The sequence below is a fragment of the Streptomyces sp. NPDC001156 genome (genome assembly GCF_053598275.1).
Window position 1 is genome coordinate 1 of the sequence record NZ_JBSFJX010000159.1, and the last position, 18465, is coordinate 18465.

Genomic DNA, 18465 nt, shown 5'->3' on the forward strand with positions numbered 1-18465 from the left:
GGAGGCACCGTTACGGAGCTTCAACCACTGGTTCACTCTCGTTCCGCCTTCTGACCTTGCTAGCCGGACCCGGACCGTCTGGCAGTGCCGACCCGTCCCGACGTTGTCGAGGCTGCTTCCCACCCTCCCCGGCGATCCCCGGGTCAGGCTGCCTCCAGCTTCACCCGACCGCTGCGACGGCCAGGCGGTGGAGCCCTTCCATCTCCACACGAATCCGTGATACTTCGTGGCGCACCCAGCAACCGGTGCCAGTCAGTGTTGTTGCGGGCCAGCCGGGACACTTCCAGGCCCAGCACGATCCCGGCCCGGCCCAAAGACACCTCGGAGACCAGGAGCTTAAAGCCGTCCCGGCCCGCGGCCGTGGCCCCGGACTGGCCCTGGTCGGTGTCGATCACGGTGATCTGGCCCTCGCCCCAGCCCAACGCGATGGCCCGGCCCCGCAGCGCGTACTGCCGCGCGGTGGACTCGGTGTTGTTGACGACCTGCTTGAGCGAGGACTGGCGCACATACAGATACGCACCCCGCCGCAGATGATCCGCGGTGACCTTCCCCGCGCCGAACGGCTGTTCCTGCACGACGTACTCCCTCTCGAACGCAACACCCCAGGTGACGGTGACGGTGACGGTGACGGGCTCAAGGCGGCCGGCCGTGCCCGAGGACGAGTGAGGCCAGCACGTGCACGAGCTCGGTTGCGAGGTGGTCGGCGACGTCGAGTGCGGGCACCGGCGGTCGATCGGGCTGTTGCCCGACCGGGCCGCGGAGGGCCGCGATCGCCCGGCTCCAGGCGGCCATGCCCGAGCGGACCAGCACCGACCAGCCATGACGCCAGCCACCGCCGCGTCCTTCCACGACCGCCGACCGCAACTGTTCGTAACTCGCGGCCACCCGCATCCCGACGGCCGCGTCAGCTGCGGGGACGTATGTTCTCCTCCTGGCTGCGGCCCTCGCGCCTGCAAGCCAGCGCCCGCTCGATGGAACGCGGATGCACCTGGACACCGAACTCCTCGGCCACCGCCGCGGCCAGGGCCGGCGCCTTGAGGCCCGGATCGGCCTGCAGCAGGGCCTCGATGTGTTCCATCACCGGCTCGGTCAGCTTGCGCGGCCCCTTCGGCCCGGGCTTGCCCGGCACCAGCGCGGCCGGCCCGCCCGCATCCAGCGCGGCCGCGATCGCATAGAAGCTCTGACGGCAGAACCCGAAGGCCGCCGCCGCACGGGCGACGGGCACCTTGTCGACGCGGACCCGGCGCACCATCTCGTACTTCACCTGCACCAGATCGCACGGATCCAGGAACGACGAGGCGGTGAAAGCCTCGTCGACCACCGCCTCGGGACGCGGATTGAGCGTCCGCGACTCCCGCAGAGCACGGACCTTCGCCGCACTGCCCGCCGTTGCCGCCATGACCGCCTCCCCTCTCCAGCTCTGTCACCAGGATTTCGGCGGACCGGATCGCAGCCAAGCCCCCTGCGACCACCGGCAGGAGCAAAAGCAGCAGGCCAGCGCACATTCCACGCTTGCACGCGCCCGCGATCGACACCGCGAGCGCCCTCCAGCACGGCACGAACCCCACGACGCTCACGGCGCGATCTCCCCGACACCCTGCAGCCGGTCGATCAGCGCGGCCAGCTCGACCAGATCTTGCGTCCGGAACGGGCAGTCGCCACCGGCCGCGACCACGAACGCGTCCACCGGCGCCACCGACGTCCACTCCGTCGGGATCCGCGACCGGCCACCCACCTCGTCGAAGTAGTACACCCGGTCCCCACGCCAGCACTGCCGACGCTCGATGAACTCCAACTCCCGTCCGGACAGCGGATGGAACGGGTGCGTCACCCGCACCTGACCTCCGTCTTCAAAGTCGGAAACCGAAGCAGTCGACGGATCACGCCAACGCCGTGAGCGAGGCGTTCAACAGCGTCCTCAAAGTGGAGTACGTGCACCGGCACACCTTCCGCACCCGCACCGAGGCTCGCATCAGGATCGCCACCTGGATCACCGACTTCTACAACGCCAGGCGGCTACACAGCGTGTGCGGTTTCAAGAGTCCGATCGACTACGAACGCGAGTACCGAGCTACCCTCGCCGAGGGACTGGCCGCATAGATCGTCTCCACGCTGCGAGGGGATTGACAGTCGGCTGGGAGTATTGGTGAGGTACTGCGACGATTTCGTGGTCCTGTGTCCGACCAGGGAACGCGCCGAGCAGGCACGGGAGTTGGCGGGCTCGGTGCTGGCCGGACTCGGGTTGCAGCTGCACCCGGACAAGACCGGCATCACCCACCTCGCCAGGGGTGGGCAGGGCTTCGATTTCCTCGGCTTCCACCACCGCAAGGTGGAGTCGTGGCGTCGGCGCGGCAGGTTCCACCTGCAACGCTGGCCGTCCAAGCGAGCGATGGGGGTGCTGCGGGACAAGATCCGCGCAGCCACCGATCGCAGCCGGGTGGGACGGCCGCTGACGGCCGTGGTCGCTGACCTCAACCCGGTGCTGCGGGGCTGGACGGCGTATTTCCGCTGGGGCAACTCGGCCGGAAAGTTCTCCACGATCGACAGCTACGTCCACGAGCGGCTCGCGATCTTCGACAATCGCAAGCGTGGCATCCCCGGCCGCCGGTGGGGCCAGCGCCACGACGGCGCCTGGTTCAACCGACTCGGGGTGTTCCGCCTGTCCGGGAACGTACGCAGGGTGACAGCGCATGCCAGCTGGTGAACGATGTCGGTAAGCCGGGTGCGCGAGAAGCGCATGCCCGGTTTGACGGGCGGGGGCTGGAAACGGAGCCCTCACAGGCCACCGCGCCAGTCCCCGACCTACTCAGGTCTTGTAGGCGTGCTGGAGCATTACGATGAGGCCGCTCGCGAGGAAGAGGGCGACTGCTCCCAGAACGATGATTTTTGTGTGGTCGCTCATTTTCATGCTCGTGTTCCGTGCCGGAAATTTATGGCAGTCCGCGCCGCGGTCTGCACGTGGGGCCTGCTGCGTGATCTGCAGTTCAACCAGTGGGTCGAATGCCGTGCGTTGGGGCTGCCAACTGTTGCTTGATTTCTCATTGAATGTCCCCAACTGTCGTTGTTTGGTGGTGGCTTGGGTGTGTCCGGTCGGCGAGAACCAAGCCGTTCGGACGCTCGGGTCCTGCGGCGGGCGGTTAAGAACGCCTCATTCGCGGGCTTCGGCCCGTCGCCAGCGGTTTGGAGACGTGAAACGCGCGCGTGGAGCCGGTGTGAGACCAGGTGTATGCCAGCGGTCGGCTGCGGAGCGTGTACCCCTGACCTGCCTCCTTTCGGGTGGGTACGGGACTTCCCTCCGGGAATGGGTGGATCACTGAGACACGCCTCCGTGAACCGCTCTCGGTGGGCGGTTACTGCCACCGACAACTGATCGATGCGGTCCGCTGCGGTGTAGGCAACGGCGTCAAGTGCGCGAACCTGCCTTGCGACTTTTCCGCCTTCTCCGGGATCACCGCCTTGATCTTCCGTCTCCGCACCCATGAGGGCTGGGCTTGTCAAGGGACAGAAAGTGATCGGTCCAGCAGCGCCAGAGGACGCGGACCCAGCGGGCCCCTAGGCCGCGCAGGGCGCGATTGTGGGGCTGGCGGCGGGCTGAACCGCCGACTTGTATAGGGGTAGCGGGACCCGGTCGGGTTGGCCGCTCGTAGCGTGCCGTAGGACGCCGGCCCGGGTGACTCGTGAACCGTCTGCCGCGGGCGCCGGACGTGCGCGTCACACTCTGCCACAGGATCACTACGACTCGTTAATCAAACTGGTGAGCCTCATTGCTCCGCGATGATGCGAGGGCAGCGAACAACGGCATTTTGTGCAGCGGCGGAGGATCTCCCGCCAGGCCGAGCCGCTGCCAAGCCAGCCCCACCGATATCTTCAGCACCCGTCGCGCCCGCGTGATGAGCAGGACGGCGAGAGGCAGCTCAACCAGCATGGCCGAGGCGGCGCTCGCCCACGCATCCTCCTTTCCCCAGCTCAGGGAAACGTCGAACCAGGCATCGCACAGGAGGAGCGTGGCTGCCACGAACGACAACGGGGCCAGGACCTGGCGTCTCAGCCGCACCGCCACTCCCGCACCGGCCAGTGTCACGAGCAGCATCACGTCGAAGCCCACCCACACCCAGGGCCAGTGCCGGGCCTCGAAGCGATTCGGCAGCGCCACCGCCAGGTAGATGGTCCACGGCACGAGTACGAGCACGCACAAGCGGAGCTGCCGTAGGACCCGCCGTCGGCGGCGGAGCAGCGTGGAGCCGTCGAGTGGGAGTTCGCGGGCCGTCGTACCGGCGGGGGCAGCGGGGTTGCTCTGCTTGCTCATCATTGCCTGTTTCTGCTGACAGTTGCCGGTCCGGCACACCGCCGCCCATGGTGAATCGTCCTGCTGTGTGCACGGCACGGGGGCAACGCGTCGACGTCCGACTGCGCCGCGAAGACTGGCCACACCGCTGCCCCAGCCGAAGACCGGGACCGGTTGACGCAGCATAGGGGCATCAATCTCAACACCCACCGGGCCGGGATGCGCCCGTACGCGGACGAACACGACTGGCTCACCATCGTGCACCTTCCCTCCTACGCGCCGGATTTGAATCCAGTGGAGGGCATCTGCTTACGGTTACGGCGCGGCCCGCTGGCCAATACCGCCTTCCCAACTCAACACCACGGCGCGGGTCGGTCGCCGTTGAAGGCAGCCTGGATCAAGTCGTGGAGGTCGGCGGGTCCAGCCGGGCGTGGTGGGAGCGCGCGATCCGCCAGCACTGCCGAGGCCTCGGCGATCGCCCGGTCCAGGTCGGTCTCGCGCATGCCGATCGCGGCGAGTGATGTGGGTGCCCCGAGGAGCCGGTGGTGTTCCCAGATCAGGCCCCCGGCGTCGGTGACGAGTCCGGTGATACCGAGGCTTTCGAGCACGATCTGGGTTTCGGCCACGGCGGCCGGTGTGATGTGTGCGACGGTGTACGGAAGGAGCACCGTGTGTAGGGGGCTATGCGGCAGGTTGAGCAAGCCTCCCAGGACGTGACAAAGTTTGTGGTGCAGTCCGGTGGTGGAGACCTCCAGCGACCATCCGGAGAGCCAGGCACCACGCAGCGCGAAGGCGCGGGCGCCGACGTCATGGGGCCGTTCAAGGATGCTCGGCAGAGCTCGAGTCATGGACCGGATCCCCTCGGCGGCAGCCAGCCGCGTCAGCGGGGACGAATCGCTGGCGTACAGCGCTTCCACGCAGTGCGCGATCGCGTTGATACCGCTCGTCACCGAGATTGCTGTGGGCAGACCCAGCGTCAATTCGGGGTCGTAGACGACAGTGCGGGGCCGGACCGTCGTCGCTCGCCCGGTGGTCTTCCTCCCGCCCTCGGTCAGCCCCCAGATCGAGGTCATCTCACTGCCGGCGTAAGTGGTCGGAACGGCGACCAGCGGCAACTCGAGGTCCCGTGCGACCCCCTTGGCGAGGCCGGTGGCCGAGCCACCGCCGATGCAGATCAGTACTTCTGCGCGTGCGTTCCGGATTATGGCCACGGCCTCGTCCACCGCGTGCACGGGGACGTGCTGCACGACCTCACTGATGCGCGCGCAGACCCCTCCTCCCGCATCGGCAGTCACCCGGTCCGCAGCACTCTTGGCAGTCGGATCGTGAATCACGGCGATCCGGCTGCCGTACCGGACTGCTTCACTGGCGGCAACCGAAATCACGCCAGGCCCAAACACGACGCGTGAAGCAGGCCACTCGTGGACGAAGCCCGCGAGCCCTGCCGAAGACACAGACGGCTCGATCTCGATCATGACAAGGGTTCTCCTCATTGGACAGGGGCCGTCATCCGAATCCAGGGACGCTCGGCCTCTGCGGGTATCAAGACCACGTGCAGCCGGCAGTTCCCAGGACGAAAGAGCGGCCCCGCTCGGTACACCCCGTTGACTACGCGCGCGAGCTCAACCGTCGCGGCGCCTACGCCTCCCGGACGTGCTGTTGTCATCGACGGGGACAGTCGTTGCTCTCGCCCAGCGGAGCGTGACACGCACTACGAGCCATGCCGGGGCCGGCGTAGCCGGTGTCAAGGCGTCCCCGATACCGTCGGCCGGGGGACACTGGCCCGGAGCTGAGTCCGGACCGGTGGTTCGAGCAAGCCAGTGACCTGGTATCGGATGCACGTGTGATCGGAAGAAGGCCGGCGTCCGTCGCCATGACTCCTGCGCCGCGTCAGCGGACTCGTTGCCGTTCTCACTGAGCCCGGCGAGGAAACTGTGACCCGCCTTACCGCGCCAAGTGTCATGGCGGCCTGCCCGGCGAAGTCGTCGACGACGAACGTCCTTGCCAGGTCCTCCTCGCCGAGCCCGAATGCCTTGATGTCCAGCTCCGGGTGTGCGCCGCCCTGCTCTTTCGTGAGCGGGTCCGTGTCGGCCATCAGGTGGCCGCGCACGCGATACGCGTGGATGAGCGCCGCGACGCGGACCGCCTTGATCGCCGCTTCCTCCACGCTGTCACTCACCGTGGTCGTATCGTCGCGCGCCCCCCGGTCCGCCGCGGGACCGGGGGAGGCGAAGAGGTCCCTCCACGCCTGGTCGACCGAGCCCGGGTCGCGCAGGTACTGCTCGTACTGTTCGTCCACAACCCATTCGTTGAGGCCGAATTCCAGCCCATTCAGCACCGGCTGTCCGGCGCGGGATTGCGATGCCACGGTGTGGATCGCCTTCTTTCCTCATTCCATACGGCCAAGGGGCGACGCGGCCGGCTCGGCTGATCATCCCCATCCGCCCGAGGGTGCCGCTTCCGTATCCGCTGAGGAAGCGAACCCACCGACCGCGTCACATCATCACGGTAGGACGGCGGGGGAGATGAGAAGGACAGACGAATGTGCCATACCGGCGGCACATCAGGACATGGCATCAAGGCGGCGGCCTGTGCGTGGAATGCTGCCACGCACAGCTGAGGCCCGCACACCGACTGCCGGCGGTCAGCAAGGGCTGCGACCCCCCACCGCGTCGATCCCAGGAAAGGAACATGGCTGACCGCCATCCGCCGGTGACACCCGGCGACAGACTCGCCCGCCATCCGGGCCGTGGGTGTTGAGCGACGTTCGTTGTGGTGACGAGCGGGCGGGGCCGCGTCAGGGTCGTGGTGATGAGGGATAGGGCAGCCCGGAGGGTTGCTCTTCGTCGTGTGCGGCGACAACGTGCTCATGGTCAGGCATGGGCACGGCCCTCCCGGTGATCTCTTGGCCGAGTGCCGGGAGGGCCGCATCGCGCTCGGAGGCGCTGTGGTCACGGTAGAGGTATCGCCGGCTCGGGTCGAGGAGCGGTTGGCGGCGGGTGGGATTGCTTGTCCGGGGTGCGGGGTGGTGTTGCGTCCGTGGGGCTGGTCCGGGCGGCGGACAGTGCGGGATCTGCGGGGACTGCGGTTGGAGTTGACGCCTCGTCGGGCTCGGTGTCCGGGGTGCGGGGTCTCGCATGTGTTGTTGCCGGTCACGGTGCTGTTGCGGCGTGCGGATGCGGCGGTGGTGATCGGGGCCGCGTTGGTGGCGAAGGCGGCCGGGGCCGGGCACCGGCGGATCGCGGCCCGTCTGGGTCTTCCCGATGAGACGGTGCGGGGCTGGCTGCGCAGGTTCGGTGCCCGTGCCGAGGCTGTGCGGGAGATGTTCACGGTGCTGCTGGTGGATGCCGCGCCGTCGGATCCGCTGTTGCCCGATCCGAGAGGTTCAAGGTTCGCGGACGCGGTCGCGGCGGTGCTGGCCGCGGTCGGTGCGATCACCGTTCGATGGCCACGAGGCCCACGCCCGAGTGGTCCTGGCCGAGTACATCCGGCACTGCAACGGGCACCGGCCCCACCAGGCTCGGCGGCAACTACCCCCGAACCACGCCGAACCACCCACCCCCCGCCACCGACCTCCAGGCCCACCGAATCCGGCGACAACCCCTCCTCGGCGGCCCGATCAACCAGTACCAGAGAATCGCCTGACCGAACGCCTCGCCGCAGCTCACAGCGCCGAATCGCATTTTCGAGCGGCAGGCCCGCCCACAGTGGGCCGAGTCGATGATCACAGCGGGAACACGCACGAGGACGCTGGCATGCGTTGCTCGGTCGGATCCTCGAGCACGTCGTGACCGTCCGCATAGGCCTCGTCCGCGGACTCGGCATGCAGTGGCCGGGGTGAGTGAGCGCAGGCCTCGGCCCGACAGGGTGTGACCGCGGAGGGCCGGACTGTGGTCGCGTGTCGGTGTCCCGCTTGGACGGGCCCGGCGGTGTGGCCAGTAGTACCGTGAATGAAAGTGTTGCGAAGCGCTGGGGCGAGTGATATGAGGTCTGCGGCATCCCGCTCTCAGTCGTCGTCTGGGACCGGCAATGTGACCGACGTGGCGGGCCGCGACGATCTGTTCGTGTCGGTGGCCCGCCGCTGCATGCGCGTCCTGCAGGCGTCGGCTGTCGCGGTGTATTTGTCGGTGCCGGGGGAGCCAATGTTGGCGGCTGCGGTGGTCGTCGTAACGCCGTTGGGGTTGATTGCCCCCGAGCGTCTACCTCTCGAGGACCTGACGTTTCCCGGCGTCCGGGCCTATCAAACTGGGCGGATCTCCACGGCTTGCTCCTACGATATAGCGGCAAGCCATCTCGATTTCGGGGTTTATGCGGCTGCTCCGCACGTCGTGGCCGCCGCGCCACTGGCGGCAGGGGAGCAGAGGGCCGGCGCCTTGGTGGCGTTCTTGCCGCGCGGTGGTCAAGAGCTGTCCGCGGGTGAGATGGACTATCTGCGGGAAGCAGTAGAGCATCTTTCGTTCGAGTTGGACTGCCTTGCCCACAGCGGTGTCTCTTTGCGTCCTCCGAGGATTCCGCTGGCGACCACAGTCGATGTTGGTTCCGCTGCGGAAACCGGCGGGACGTCGCATCAGGAAGGGCATGGATCGTCGGCACTGCGGAGTGCACCCTTCATTTTCCACTTGCACAAACTGGCCGTCTCCCTGCTGTCGGTCGCGCATACGAGAGATGCGGTCGCACTGACGATCGAGCGTTTGGTGTCCGGATTCGGAGCCCGGGCGGTGGCCATCAGCCTGATCGAGGGCGACCGACTCCATGTGGTGGGCGCATCGGGCTGCTCGAAGGAGCATCTGAAGGCGCTGAACGGAATCTCGATCAGCACCCAGTCCCCGGAAACCGAAGCCATCGCGCACAAGAAGCAGCTCATCTACGGGGCTGGAGAGCGAGGCGATTCGCCTGGGCGAGGCCGCATGACGGCGGTCGACCGTGACGAGCAAGCGTGGATCGTCCTCCCGCTGCTCGCGGGCGGCCACGCACTAGGCACATGCTCGGTCGGACTCGCGCCGGAGCAACGACGGATTGCCAGGGAACTGTCGCCTCTGTCTATCCTGTCGACGCTGCTCGGCCAGACACTCGAACGCACCCAGCTTTACGACGCCAGTCATGCGTTGGCACAGAAGTTGCAGCAGGCCCTCCTGCCCCGGATGCTTCCCCAACTCGACGGTGTACTGACCACGAGCCGCTACGAGCCGGCCGCCGGCGCGATCGAGCTAGGAGGCGACTGGTACGACCTGATTCCGCTCCCCGCCGGCGGCGTGGCCGCGGTGATCGGCGATGTCGAGGGGCACAACACCGCGGCGGCCGTGGTGATGGGGCAGCTCAGCAGTGCGGTACGCAGCTACGCACTGGAGGGCCATGACCCGAGCACGGTGCTGTATCGCGCGAATCGCCTGCTGATTGACTTGGAGACTGATGTCTTCGCTACCTGCTGCTGCGTCTGGCTCGATCCCGACACCGGCACTGCCCAGGTGGTCAGCGCAGGTCACCCGCGCCCTCTGATCAGAGCCGCTGCCGGTGCCTATCTGGCGGCAGCGGCCGACATTGGTGTCCCGCTGGGAGTCGAGACGAGACCGACGTATCAGGTCAGCGTCCATACCCTGGATCCGGCGACGCTTCTCGTTCTCTACACGGACGGGCTGTCTGGTGGGGCGAGCGAGCTGGCCCGGGAGACATTGGAGGCCGCTGTCGCGGCCTCGGGAGGTGAACTGGAGACGCTCGGCGACCGGCTGATGGACTCCGGGCTCGGGCGGACCCTTCGAGCGGACGACGCCGCACTTTTGCTACTGCGGTACGAAGGTCCCTCAGCAGAGGTGAAGGAGTTCATCAAACGCCTGCACGTGCATCGCCACGACTTCCAAGGCGTGCGGCGCACGCGACAGTTCCTCACCACGAGCCTGGGCGGATGGCATTTGGCCTCATTGACCGATTCTGCTGCGGTGCTGGCGTCGGAAGTCGTCACCAACGCGCTCGTCCACGGGGACAGCGACGTCGACGTCTGCCTGCGCAGATACCCGGATCATCTGAGGGTGGAGGTCCGGGACAGCGACTCCCACCCGGCGATGCTTGTGGATCTCGGTCCGGATGAGGCTGAGGCCGAAGGAGGGCGGGGGTTGGTCATCGTGTCCGCTCTGGCTTCCTCCTGGGGGAACTCGCCGAGCGGCAGGGGGAAGACGGTCTGGTTTGAGATGGATACCCAAGAGGCGTCCTAACTGATCATTTCAGAATGAGGTGGGGTGGCGTCTCAAGCAGATGATGTTGTAGGCGAGTTGGAGCAGGCCGGGGTGGAGGTCGGCGCGTATCTCGTAGCAGATCCGTAAGCGTTACCGTCCAGGGACGCCACACCCAGATCCTCTTCAATGAAGGGCTGCAAGAAGCCCTGTCGAGTCAACTGCAGCGCAGTGCCCGCCCCACCCCGCGCCGCACCCACGCGGCAGCCCAAAAGCCGAAGATCTCCGCTTCCAGGGCCACTGCTCGACGAAACCCCACCACCCGGTACCGGCCCACCACCTCGATTACGGGACGCCTCACCACGCGGGCGGATCTGCCCGACAGCCACCTCGAGGCAGTGTTCGCCAAGGAGAGGGCCGACGGCGGGTTCCCTGCCCCGGCCAAGCAGGAGCTGTGGGAATCCATGACCCGGGACTTCCTCAACCTGCGCAACTACGGCTACAAGGACCTGAACCACTGGATGGAGAAGCAGACCTATATGGCGGTGGGCCTGACCATGATGGCGGCCGCCGAGCTCGGCGTCGAGGCCACGCCGCTGGAGGGGTTCGACCCGACCAGTGTCGACAAGGCGTTCAAGATCCGCGAGAGCGGACACACCACGACGGTGCTGCTGGCCCTCGGCTACCCCGCCCCGGAGAGGGTGTACACCAGCCCGATCTCGCGTTTCGACGCCGACCAGCTGTTCACCTTCATGTAAAACCCACCCGAAAACCAAAAAACCACCATACATACGAGAAAGAAGCATTTCGATGAAAGCCATTGTGGTAACCGACCAGGCCGCGGGAACGGCCGGGATGACGCTGACGGAGCGGCCCGAGCCGCTCGCAGCGATCAACGATGTCATCGTTCAGATCCATGCATCGGGCTTCGTCCCCACAGAGATGGAGTGGCCGTCGACCTGGGCCGATCGCGCCGGCCGTGACAAGACACCGTCGATCCCCGGCCACGAGCTGGCCGGAGTGGTCACCGCCCTCGGCTACGGCACGACGGGGCTGTCGGTCGGGCAGCGGGTGTTCGGCCTCGCCGACTGGCACCGCGACGGCACCCTCGCCCAGTACGTGGCGATCGAAGCACGCAACCTCGCCCCCCTGCCCGGCGACGTCGACTTCACGGTAGGCGCGTCCCTGCCGATCTCAGGGCTGACCGCGTGGCAGGGGCTGTTCCAGCACGGCCGCCTTCAGGCCGGCCAGACCGTCCTCGCCCACGGCGCGGCCGGGGCGGTCGGGACGATGGTGACCCAGCTCGCACGGGAAGCGGGCGCCTACGTCATCGGCACCGGACGCGCCGCCGACCGCGAGAAGGCACTCGACTTCGGCGCTCATGAGTTCGTCGACCTCGAGAACGACAGGCTCAAAGACGTCGGGGGCGTCGATCTGGTCTTCGATGTCATCGGTGGCGACGTTCAAAAGCGGTCCGCTGCCCTGATCAAGGCCGGAGGAACCGTGGTGTCCGTCGTCGGCCCGGTCGAAGCACGGCCCGCTGACGGCCTGGCCATCGACTTCGTCGTCGAGGCCGATCGCGCCCAGCTCGGTGAGATCGTGCAGCGGGTGCGGGACGGACGGCTGCGGACCAACATCGGTGACGTAGCGAGCCTCGACGACGCCATCGGCGCCCTCAACCCGACCACGCGTCGCCGCGGCAAGACGATCATCCGCGTCCTGCCGTAGATGGCCGTGTCGGAGATCAGGACCATGGCCTGCCCGTCGGTCGGTGGCCGTCCAGGGCCGGCCACCGACCGGCGCCAAGGATCCGAAACGACACACGCCAGGCACTCGAACCGACCCAGGAGTTGATCACCTTGGACGGACAGGAACTGCAGAAGATCGCGCGCGACCGCACCGCGGAACTGCCCGGCACCGACCAGGAGCATCGTTTCGACCCCGACTGGGAGCTCCACAAGGTGGGCGGCAAGGTCTTCATGCTCATGACCGACATGCCGGGACGCCCTGTCGTGATCCTCAAAGCCGACCCGGACGACGCCACAACCCTGCGTCAGAAGTACGCAGACATCACGCCCGGCTACCACATGAACAAAAGGCACTGGATCACAATGGAAGGCGGAGACACCATCGACGACAAGCTGGTGAAGGAGCTCGTGACCGACTCCTACCGTCTCGTGGTCGGCGGGCTTCCCAAGTCCAAGCAACCCGTGGATCCAGCCACCCACGACCGCCACGCCTGACCCTCACATGCCAATCCTGCGACGCAGCGTCGCAGTCCTCATCTGGAGCCCCCATGCGCGTGTTCGTCACCGGCGCCAGCGGCAGCATCGGCTCAGTTGTCGTTCCCGAACTCATCGCCGCTGGTCACGAGGTCCTCGGCCTCGTCCGCTCCGATGCGGCGGCGACGGCCGTCACCGCCGCCGGCGGGACCCCGCTCCGCGGCGACCTCACCGACCTCGACAGCCTCCGCGCCGGTGCCGCACAGGCCGACGGCGTCATCAACCTCGCCTTCAGCAACGACTGGAACAACCTGGAAGCGGGCATCGACGAGGAAGCGCGCGCCGTGCACACCCTCGCCGGCGCACTCGCAGGCAGCGGCAAGCCGTTCGTGCATGCCGGCCTCACCCCGATGATGCCAGGCCACACCTCCACCGAGGACGACCCCGACACCACCGACGGCCCGGTCGGCGGCCGCGGCCGCACCTCCCAGATGGTGCTGACCCTGGCCGACCAGGGCATCCGCTCCTCTGTCGTGCGGCTGCCGCGCTCCGTGCACCAGCGCGGGTCGCAATACGGCTTCTGCTCAGTGCTCATTGCCGCCGCGCAGAAAACCGGCGTGTCAGCGTACGTCGGTGACGGCACACAGCGATGGCCAGCGGTCAACCGGCTTGATGCCGCCCGGCTGTTCCGCATCGCACTCGAGGACGCCGCGCCGGGCACGGTCCTGCACGCGGTAGCCGACGAGGGCGACACCATGAGGACCCTGGCTGAGGCAATCGGCGGCGTTCTCGCGGTGCCGGTCGAGTCGGTACCGCCTGAGCGCTTCGGCGTCATCGGCCGCGTGTTCGTCCTCGACATGCCATCATCCAGTGCACTGACCCGGGAACGGTTTGGCTGGCAGCCCACCCACCCGAGCCTGATCGACGACCTCGCTGCCGGCGACTATCCCGCCCTGGGCTGAAATCCCCGGGATGCCGCCGCGAGACCGCTCCAGACGACTACGACCGGGCCTGTGCGGTGGACGATCTGGCCGGTGTGATCACCGTTGGCGAGAACGGTGCGCAGGCACTGGTGCCGGCGGACGAGCCGGCCCCCACATCTCTGTTCCAGCCGGTGCAGGCCGGGGACGGCTCCGGCCTGCACCCGGTACGCACTCTGCGAGGCGCTACATCCTCGGCTGCGTGGGCCCGAACCCGTGCGGCATAGTTGCTTTATGTCCACGGATAATCCTCCGAGTTCATCCACTGACGTCCTGGCAGTGCTTAGTGCCGATAGGACGGTCGCCGTGTGGACCGGGACCGCCGAGCGTCTGTGGGGATATTCGGCTGACCAAGTGCTTCATGGCCCTGCCGAGGGGCTGCTGATTTCGGACACCCCGGAACTCTCCCGTGTCTTTGCCGGCAGGCCCTGGTCAGGGCGGGTGCGGATCCGCCGCCGCTACGGCGATGAGGTGGCTGCTGATCTACGGGTCACTCCCCTGGACGCTGACGGCGGCGCGGGGTGGCTCGTGTGGGGGCCGAACATGGTTGGCCGTCCAAGCCTGGATCCGGCTGCTGTGGACGCGCTTTTTCTGCACTCGCCGATCAGCCTGGCGGTCTGGGACCGGGATTTGCGCTGTGTCTGGTTGAACGACAGCATTCACAATCAGGACATCTACGGATCCGAGCCGGAGCTGGGCAGTCACGTTACCGAAGTGTTCCGTGCTCATCACCCAGAGTTCCTGGAAGGCGCCATGACGCGCGTCCTGTGCAACGGCGTGCCACTTCTCGGACTCGAACTGCGCCCGGACGAGACTCGGGTTTCCGGTCCTTCCTACCGTCTTTCCTTGATCCGTCTTGATGGACCGGACGGTCGCCCACTGGGCGTCTGTTCTGTGGCAGTGCGGGCCGGCACCGGACAGGAAGTCGGAGGACTTCGTTTGCTCCTTGAAGCGAAAAGTCGCATCGGCACAGATCTGGATCCGTTCGTCACCAGCCAGAGGGTGGCGGAGACGGCGGTACCGAGCCTCGCCGACTACGTCACTATCGACCTCGTCGAGGCCGTGCCGCCGGGCAAGGAGCCGTTGCGGCGCCTCAGCGTCACCAGTAGGGGCATCCCCGGCTTCTACCGCGCCGGCGTCGCTTCCATCCACGACGATCTTCGTGAATCTCTCTCGCCGCGCGGAACGCCGGTCTACATTCCGTGGGCATCCCCTTTCACCACCGTGCTCAGAGAGCGTAAGTCCCACTTCGAACCCGCTCTCGACACCTCCGCCGGCTCCTGGCTCGACAACGACTCGGATCGGGCCCAGGTCATTCGCCAAACCGGAATGCACTCCCTCATGATCGTCCCCCTGCAGGCGCGGGGTTCGCTGCTCGGCATCGCCGTCTTCGTGCGCAGCCAAAACCCCATCCCGTTCAGCAGGGCGAATCTTGCTCTTGCCGAGGAACTCGCGGCCCGGGCCGCGTTGATCATCGACAATGCCTTGAGATACACGCGAGAGCGAACGGCCGGGCTTGCGTACAGCGCAACCTGATGCCGCACCACTTGTCAGGCGGCAGCACAGTCGAGGTGGCCACCCGCTACCTCGCCGCGGACACATACTGCGGCGTGGGGGGCGACTGGTTCGACGTCATTGAACTGTCCGACGCTCGCGTGGCCTTGGTCGTGGGAGACGTTGTTGGTCACGGCATCGATGCGGCCGTGACCATGGGACGCCTGTCTGCCACGACCCGTGCGCTCAGTCAGTTGGAGGTGCCGCCCGACGAATTGCTGCGCCTCATGGATGAGCTCGCGGTCAGCATCACGCGTGACCGTCCCGATGACGACACCTCCACACCATCGGCTATCGGAGCCACCTGCCTCTACGGTGTGTACCACCCGAAAACCCGACGATGCACCATGTCCAGTGCGGGCCATCCCCCGCCCGCGATCATCTCCCCGGAGGGATCGGTCGACTTCGCCGAAGTACCTCCAGGGGCCCCCATCGGGGTCGGACTCGGTTCCTATGAATCGACCGAGGTGGAGCTACCGGACAACAGTGTGATCGGGCTGTACTTGAAGGCCTTCGAGCAGCTGTGCGGCATGGCCGTGTATGGGACGAGCTCCATCGGCATGCCCCGGGTCATCCGCGCGAACGTCTCCCTGCTCTCGGAGCGGGCGAAGCAGTCGGACGACGAGGCCAACAAGGCCCCGAACGCCCTGTGGTGGCCTGCGTCGTCTGCTGTGGCCGAAGCGGCCGTCTCGTTCTGATGTTGCGTCACACTACGTCATGATCGAGGCGGCTGTCCTCACGCCCGCACCCACCTCATCACGCCGCTGACCGGCTGCGATGAGCACAGGCGGAGCCATCTGCAGCTGCCGTGTCAGTTGCCTGTGAGGATGTGCGCCAGTTGGGCGTCCAGGTTGAAATGGCAGCGCTCGGTGCCCGGCGGCACCGCGTTCTCGGTCCGTCGTAGGAACGACGCCATCGCCCGCGCCGGGGCTACGAGCATGGCTTGACCCCTGGTGGATCTGAGGACGATGTGCACCATGTACTGTCCGTGGCTCCATGTGGGCCACAAGCGGACGTCGCCGATGCCGGCGGGTTGGTGCAGGCCCTCCATGAGCACCTCGCGGGCGAGGGACCACTCGACCGGCTTGCGACCGCTGAGATGAAAGGTGGCATGGACGGCGTATGGGTCGGCGGTCTGGTACTGAAGTTGCATACACACGGGTACCGTCAATGCCTCCGACACGACAAGGCATGCGGGCAGCTCCGCGTTGATCACGCTGCTTCCGGATCTCAAGGTCCTTCCCTTCCTTCCCTGTCCAAGCCCCCCGTTTTCAGTTCTGCTCACTGCATCTGGTCGACGGCGAATAGGCTCTGTTCCAGTGATTGATCGGATTTCGAGCCGGTGCCTCAGTGGAGTTGCTTCTCGCGGAGTCCGCAGACACGCGTGGTCAGGCGCCCGGTCGGCACTCGTTTCGGCACGAGGGGCCGGGTCCGCTGGTATGGGTGGTGTGCGTGCCCACCGGCCCGGTGCTGTCCCGGGCACCGGACCGGTGGGCTGTCATCGAGCGGGATATTCGTGGCGTTGCCGGGACGGCCGCGGACAGGCCCCTCACCCGGGACCCGAACCGCCATCCGTCCGAGAAGCCGCCTCCTGGATCATGAAGTATCCCGACCGCCTAGATGAAGACAAAGCGATCAGCCTGCGCAGACCATGTGATCGCGGTGCGGACCTGGACCGGCTCACAATCCACGTAAGGGAGTTCGCCGTCATGATGACCGGGTGGAACGGCAATCGCCCTGAGGAGTCCAATATGTCTGCCTCGCGCCGCCGGCATCCTTCGTCCGCAACCCCGTGGCGACCACGAGTCCGTAACGGAGTGTCCAGATGCCAAGCCGTGTGGCGCGGGGCGACGTTGCGCCGGGTCCGCTGGCCGGCGCTGCGCCGCGACGTGTCCGACCTGATGCCGCCGGAGTTCAAGCTTCGTCCCCGAAGGCGTGGCGTTGAGTCTCGTGTGTGCTAGTCCTCTGCGATGCGCTGGTGGCCGTGGTCGTCGCGGGGCCCGAAGAGCACCAGTTGGTCGTACACCCAGGGGTAGAAGCGGTCGTCGCCGATGCGGTCGTCGGCGTTCCAGTGCCGGCTGCCGTAGCCCGGGGAATACTGGCACTGCCGGTCGTCGTTCCGGCAGCCGTCCCACGCACCACGCCCGTCACCCCTGCCGTGATCGGACGCGTCGGCCTTGGCCTCAACAGTCACAGCGGGCCGGGTGAGGGTGTGCCCGTCGGCCCGGACGGCAGCCGCCGATGCGGTGCCTCCCGCGGCGAAGAGTGCTCCTCCGGCGACCGCTGCAGAGGCAGCCGCAGCGGCGATACGCCGCACGAGGTTCTTCTTCATGACCTTTCCTCCTTGCATCGCGCGCATCAGCGGATTGGTGGCCTCGCCGGGCTCTCCCCCTGCTGTCGGTTGTGTGAGGCGCGCTGTCGTCAGGCTCGCGCGGTCTCCTCGGACGTGCCGATGCGCTCGGGCGTGTCGGGGAAGAGGCGCCTGGCGGCTGCTCTTACCCGCATCCCTCATTTCAGCCACCTTCTACATTGAAGGTGGCTTCACCATAGAAGGTGCCTGCTATGGTGTCAAGGTGAACACGAACACAGACGATGACCTGGGAACCTCACCTGTGGTCGACTTCGGTATGGCCCTTAAGCGTGCGCAGCACCTGCTGTCGCAGCGGATCGACGGGGTCCTGCGTCCGCTGGATCTCAACCTGGGACTGTGGGTGGTGCTGCGGGAGGTATCGAGGCAGCCCGGCGCCTCCGCCTCCGAGCTGGCCAGGGCCTCGTTTCACACGCCGCAGACGCTGAGCGGGCTGTTGCGGCGGCTCCAGGAGCGTGGGCTCGTCGAACGCAGTACGGGACGCGGCCGCATCGTGGAAAACCACCTGACCGCCGACGGTCACCACGCGCTGACCGCGGCAACGGAACGCGCCGAGGAGGTCATGGCCACCGCACTGGCGGTCTTCGGTCCGGCAGACCGTGCGAGCTTCGAACGGTTGATGGCCGACTTTGCCGGGGCGCTCGCGCACGACTAGCCGCCCAGCCGGACACCCTCGGCACGCGACTCGGCATCTGCTGGCTTGGCGCGGGCCCGGGCGGGGCGGGCGGCCAGGTGACGGCCGAGCTCGCCGCGCAGGGCAGAAGCCGCACTCGCGTGTTCGGGGTCAGCCGGGGTCTGAGTGGTCACCCTCAAACCATGAACATCTAAGGGGTTCAAGACAGTGGCAGCGGAGATCGTCAATCCTCGCAGCGACAGCAATACGGATCAGGAC

At 67.0% G+C, this 18465-nt stretch carries 21 protein-coding genes and 1 pseudogene; 12 read left to right on the forward strand and 10 right to left on the reverse strand.

From position 1 onward, the window contains the following. Positions 1–143 precede the first annotated feature (143 nt). The 4 genes from ACWDA7_RS39410 to ACWDA7_RS39425 all read right to left on the reverse strand — a co-directional run bounded on the left by ACWDA7_RS39410 (position 144) and on the right by ACWDA7_RS39425 (position 1837). A complete protein-coding gene (locus tag ACWDA7_RS39410; protein WP_450611143.1) occupies positions 144–575 on the reverse strand; it encodes a recombinase family protein in 432 nt (143 codons plus the stop codon). Between the two features lie 58 nt (positions 576–633). Then, positions 634–885 (reverse strand): hypothetical protein, encoded by a 252-nt coding sequence (locus ACWDA7_RS39415; protein WP_450611145.1) that lies wholly within the window; start codon positions 883–885, stop codon positions 634–636. A 19-nt stretch (positions 886–904) separates the two neighbouring features. Continuing rightward, positions 905–1399 (reverse strand): helix-turn-helix domain-containing protein, encoded by a 495-nt coding sequence (locus ACWDA7_RS39420; protein ID WP_450611146.1) that lies wholly within the window; start codon positions 1397–1399, stop codon positions 905–907. Positions 1400–1573: 174 nt separating this feature from the next. Continuing rightward, positions 1574–1837: a DUF5372 family protein gene (locus tag ACWDA7_RS39425; RefSeq protein WP_450611148.1), complete on the reverse strand. Its 264-nt coding sequence runs from the start codon at positions 1835–1837 to the stop codon at positions 1574–1576. 56 nt (positions 1838–1893) lie between these two features. On the opposite strand from ACWDA7_RS39425, the gene ACWDA7_RS39430 reads away from it, so the two are divergent. Further along, positions 1894–2100, forward strand: a complete 207-nt coding sequence (locus ACWDA7_RS39430; protein ID WP_450611150.1) for an IS3 family transposase — start codon at positions 1894–1896, stop codon at positions 2098–2100. A 46-nt stretch (positions 2101–2146) separates the two neighbouring features. Then, positions 2147–2704 (forward strand): group II intron maturase-specific domain-containing protein, encoded by a 558-nt coding sequence (locus ACWDA7_RS39435; RefSeq protein WP_450611151.1) that lies wholly within the window; start codon positions 2147–2149, stop codon positions 2702–2704. 1038 nt (positions 2705–3742) lie between these two features. Here the strand turns inward: ACWDA7_RS39435 and ACWDA7_RS39440 are convergent. Further along, the gene (locus ACWDA7_RS39440) at positions 3743–4309 is read right to left on the reverse strand and encodes a hypothetical protein (protein WP_450611153.1); all 567 of its coding nucleotides are present in this window, start codon (positions 4307–4309) and stop codon (positions 3743–3745) included. A 171-nt stretch (positions 4310–4480) separates the two neighbouring features. On the opposite strand from ACWDA7_RS39440, the pseudogene ACWDA7_RS39445 reads away from it, so the two are divergent. After that, a pseudogene (locus ACWDA7_RS39445) lies at positions 4481–4648 on the forward strand (transposase); the annotation flags it as partial. Here ACWDA7_RS39445 and ACWDA7_RS39450 read toward each other — a convergent pair. Continuing rightward, complete coding sequence (locus tag ACWDA7_RS39450; RefSeq protein ID WP_450611155.1) at positions 4639–5778, reverse strand: maleylacetate reductase; 1140 nt, start codon at positions 5776–5778, stop codon at positions 4639–4641. The pseudogene ACWDA7_RS39445 and the gene ACWDA7_RS39450 overlap by 10 nt on opposite strands. A gap of 251 nt (positions 5779–6029) precedes the next feature. Then, the gene (locus tag ACWDA7_RS39455; protein ID WP_450611156.1) at positions 6030–6653 is read right to left on the reverse strand and encodes a 2-oxoglutarate dehydrogenase E1 subunit family protein; all 624 of its coding nucleotides are present in this window, start codon (positions 6651–6653) and stop codon (positions 6030–6032) included. 1663 nt (positions 6654–8316) lie between these two features. Here ACWDA7_RS39455 and ACWDA7_RS39460 point away from each other — a divergent pair. From ACWDA7_RS39460 to ACWDA7_RS39495, 8 genes are all read left to right on the forward strand, one after another. Further along, a complete protein-coding gene (locus tag ACWDA7_RS39460; RefSeq protein WP_450611158.1) occupies positions 8317–10491 on the forward strand; it encodes a SpoIIE family protein phosphatase in 2175 nt (724 codons plus the stop codon). 356 nt (positions 10492–10847) lie between these two features. Then, a complete protein-coding gene (locus tag ACWDA7_RS39465; protein WP_450611160.1) occupies positions 10848–11207 on the forward strand; it encodes a nitroreductase family protein in 360 nt (119 codons plus the stop codon). Between the two features lie 52 nt (positions 11208–11259). Beyond that, entirely contained in the window at positions 11260–12177 is a 918-nt protein-coding gene (locus tag ACWDA7_RS39470; RefSeq protein ID WP_450611162.1) for an NADP-dependent oxidoreductase, read from the forward strand. Positions 12178–12308: 131 nt separating this feature from the next. Continuing rightward, positions 12309–12692 carry an MmcQ/YjbR family DNA-binding protein gene (locus tag ACWDA7_RS39475; protein ID WP_450611164.1) on the forward strand — a complete coding sequence of 128 codons (384 nt, stop codon included), beginning with the start codon at positions 12309–12311 and terminating at the stop codon, positions 12690–12692. A gap of 53 nt (positions 12693–12745) precedes the next feature. Then, on the forward strand, positions 12746–13633 hold the full coding sequence (locus tag ACWDA7_RS39480) for an SDR family oxidoreductase (RefSeq protein ID WP_450611166.1): 888 nt from the start codon (positions 12746–12748) through the stop codon (positions 13631–13633). After that, positions 13630–13878, forward strand: a complete 249-nt coding sequence (locus tag ACWDA7_RS39485) for an Imm21 family immunity protein (RefSeq protein WP_450611180.1) — start codon at positions 13630–13632, stop codon at positions 13876–13878. Before ACWDA7_RS39480 ends, ACWDA7_RS39485 begins: the two co-directional genes overlap by 4 nt. 79 nt (positions 13879–13957) lie before the next feature. Further along, positions 13958–15187, forward strand: coding sequence for a PAS domain-containing protein (locus ACWDA7_RS39490; protein WP_450611168.1), 1230 nt, complete (start codon positions 13958–13960; stop codon positions 15185–15187). Then, complete coding sequence (locus tag ACWDA7_RS39495; protein WP_450611170.1) at positions 15187–15903, forward strand: PP2C family protein-serine/threonine phosphatase; 717 nt, start codon at positions 15187–15189, stop codon at positions 15901–15903. The genes ACWDA7_RS39490 and ACWDA7_RS39495 overlap by 1 nt, the downstream gene beginning before the upstream one ends. Positions 15904–16016: 113 nt before the next feature. Here the strand turns inward: ACWDA7_RS39495 and ACWDA7_RS39500 are convergent, their stop codons facing one another. Further along, positions 16017–16439 carry an SsgA family sporulation/cell division regulator gene (locus ACWDA7_RS39500; RefSeq protein WP_450611172.1) on the reverse strand — a complete coding sequence of 141 codons (423 nt, stop codon included), beginning with the start codon at positions 16437–16439 and terminating at the stop codon, positions 16017–16019. A 723-nt stretch (positions 16440–17162) separates the two neighbouring features. Then, positions 17163–17537, reverse strand: a complete 375-nt coding sequence (locus ACWDA7_RS39505; RefSeq protein ID WP_450611174.1) for a hypothetical protein — start codon at positions 17535–17537, stop codon at positions 17163–17165. 241 nt (positions 17538–17778) lie between these two features. On the opposite strand from ACWDA7_RS39505, the gene ACWDA7_RS39510 reads away from it, so the two are divergent. Next, positions 17779–18228, forward strand: coding sequence for a MarR family winged helix-turn-helix transcriptional regulator (locus ACWDA7_RS39510; protein WP_450611176.1), 450 nt, complete (start codon positions 17779–17781; stop codon positions 18226–18228). Here ACWDA7_RS39510 and ACWDA7_RS39515 read toward each other — a convergent pair. Next, positions 18225–18380 carry a hypothetical protein gene (locus tag ACWDA7_RS39515; protein ID WP_450611178.1) on the reverse strand — a complete coding sequence of 52 codons (156 nt, stop codon included), beginning with the start codon at positions 18378–18380 and terminating at the stop codon, positions 18225–18227. The genes ACWDA7_RS39510 and ACWDA7_RS39515 overlap by 4 nt on opposite strands. Positions 18381–18465 lie beyond the last annotated feature (85 nt).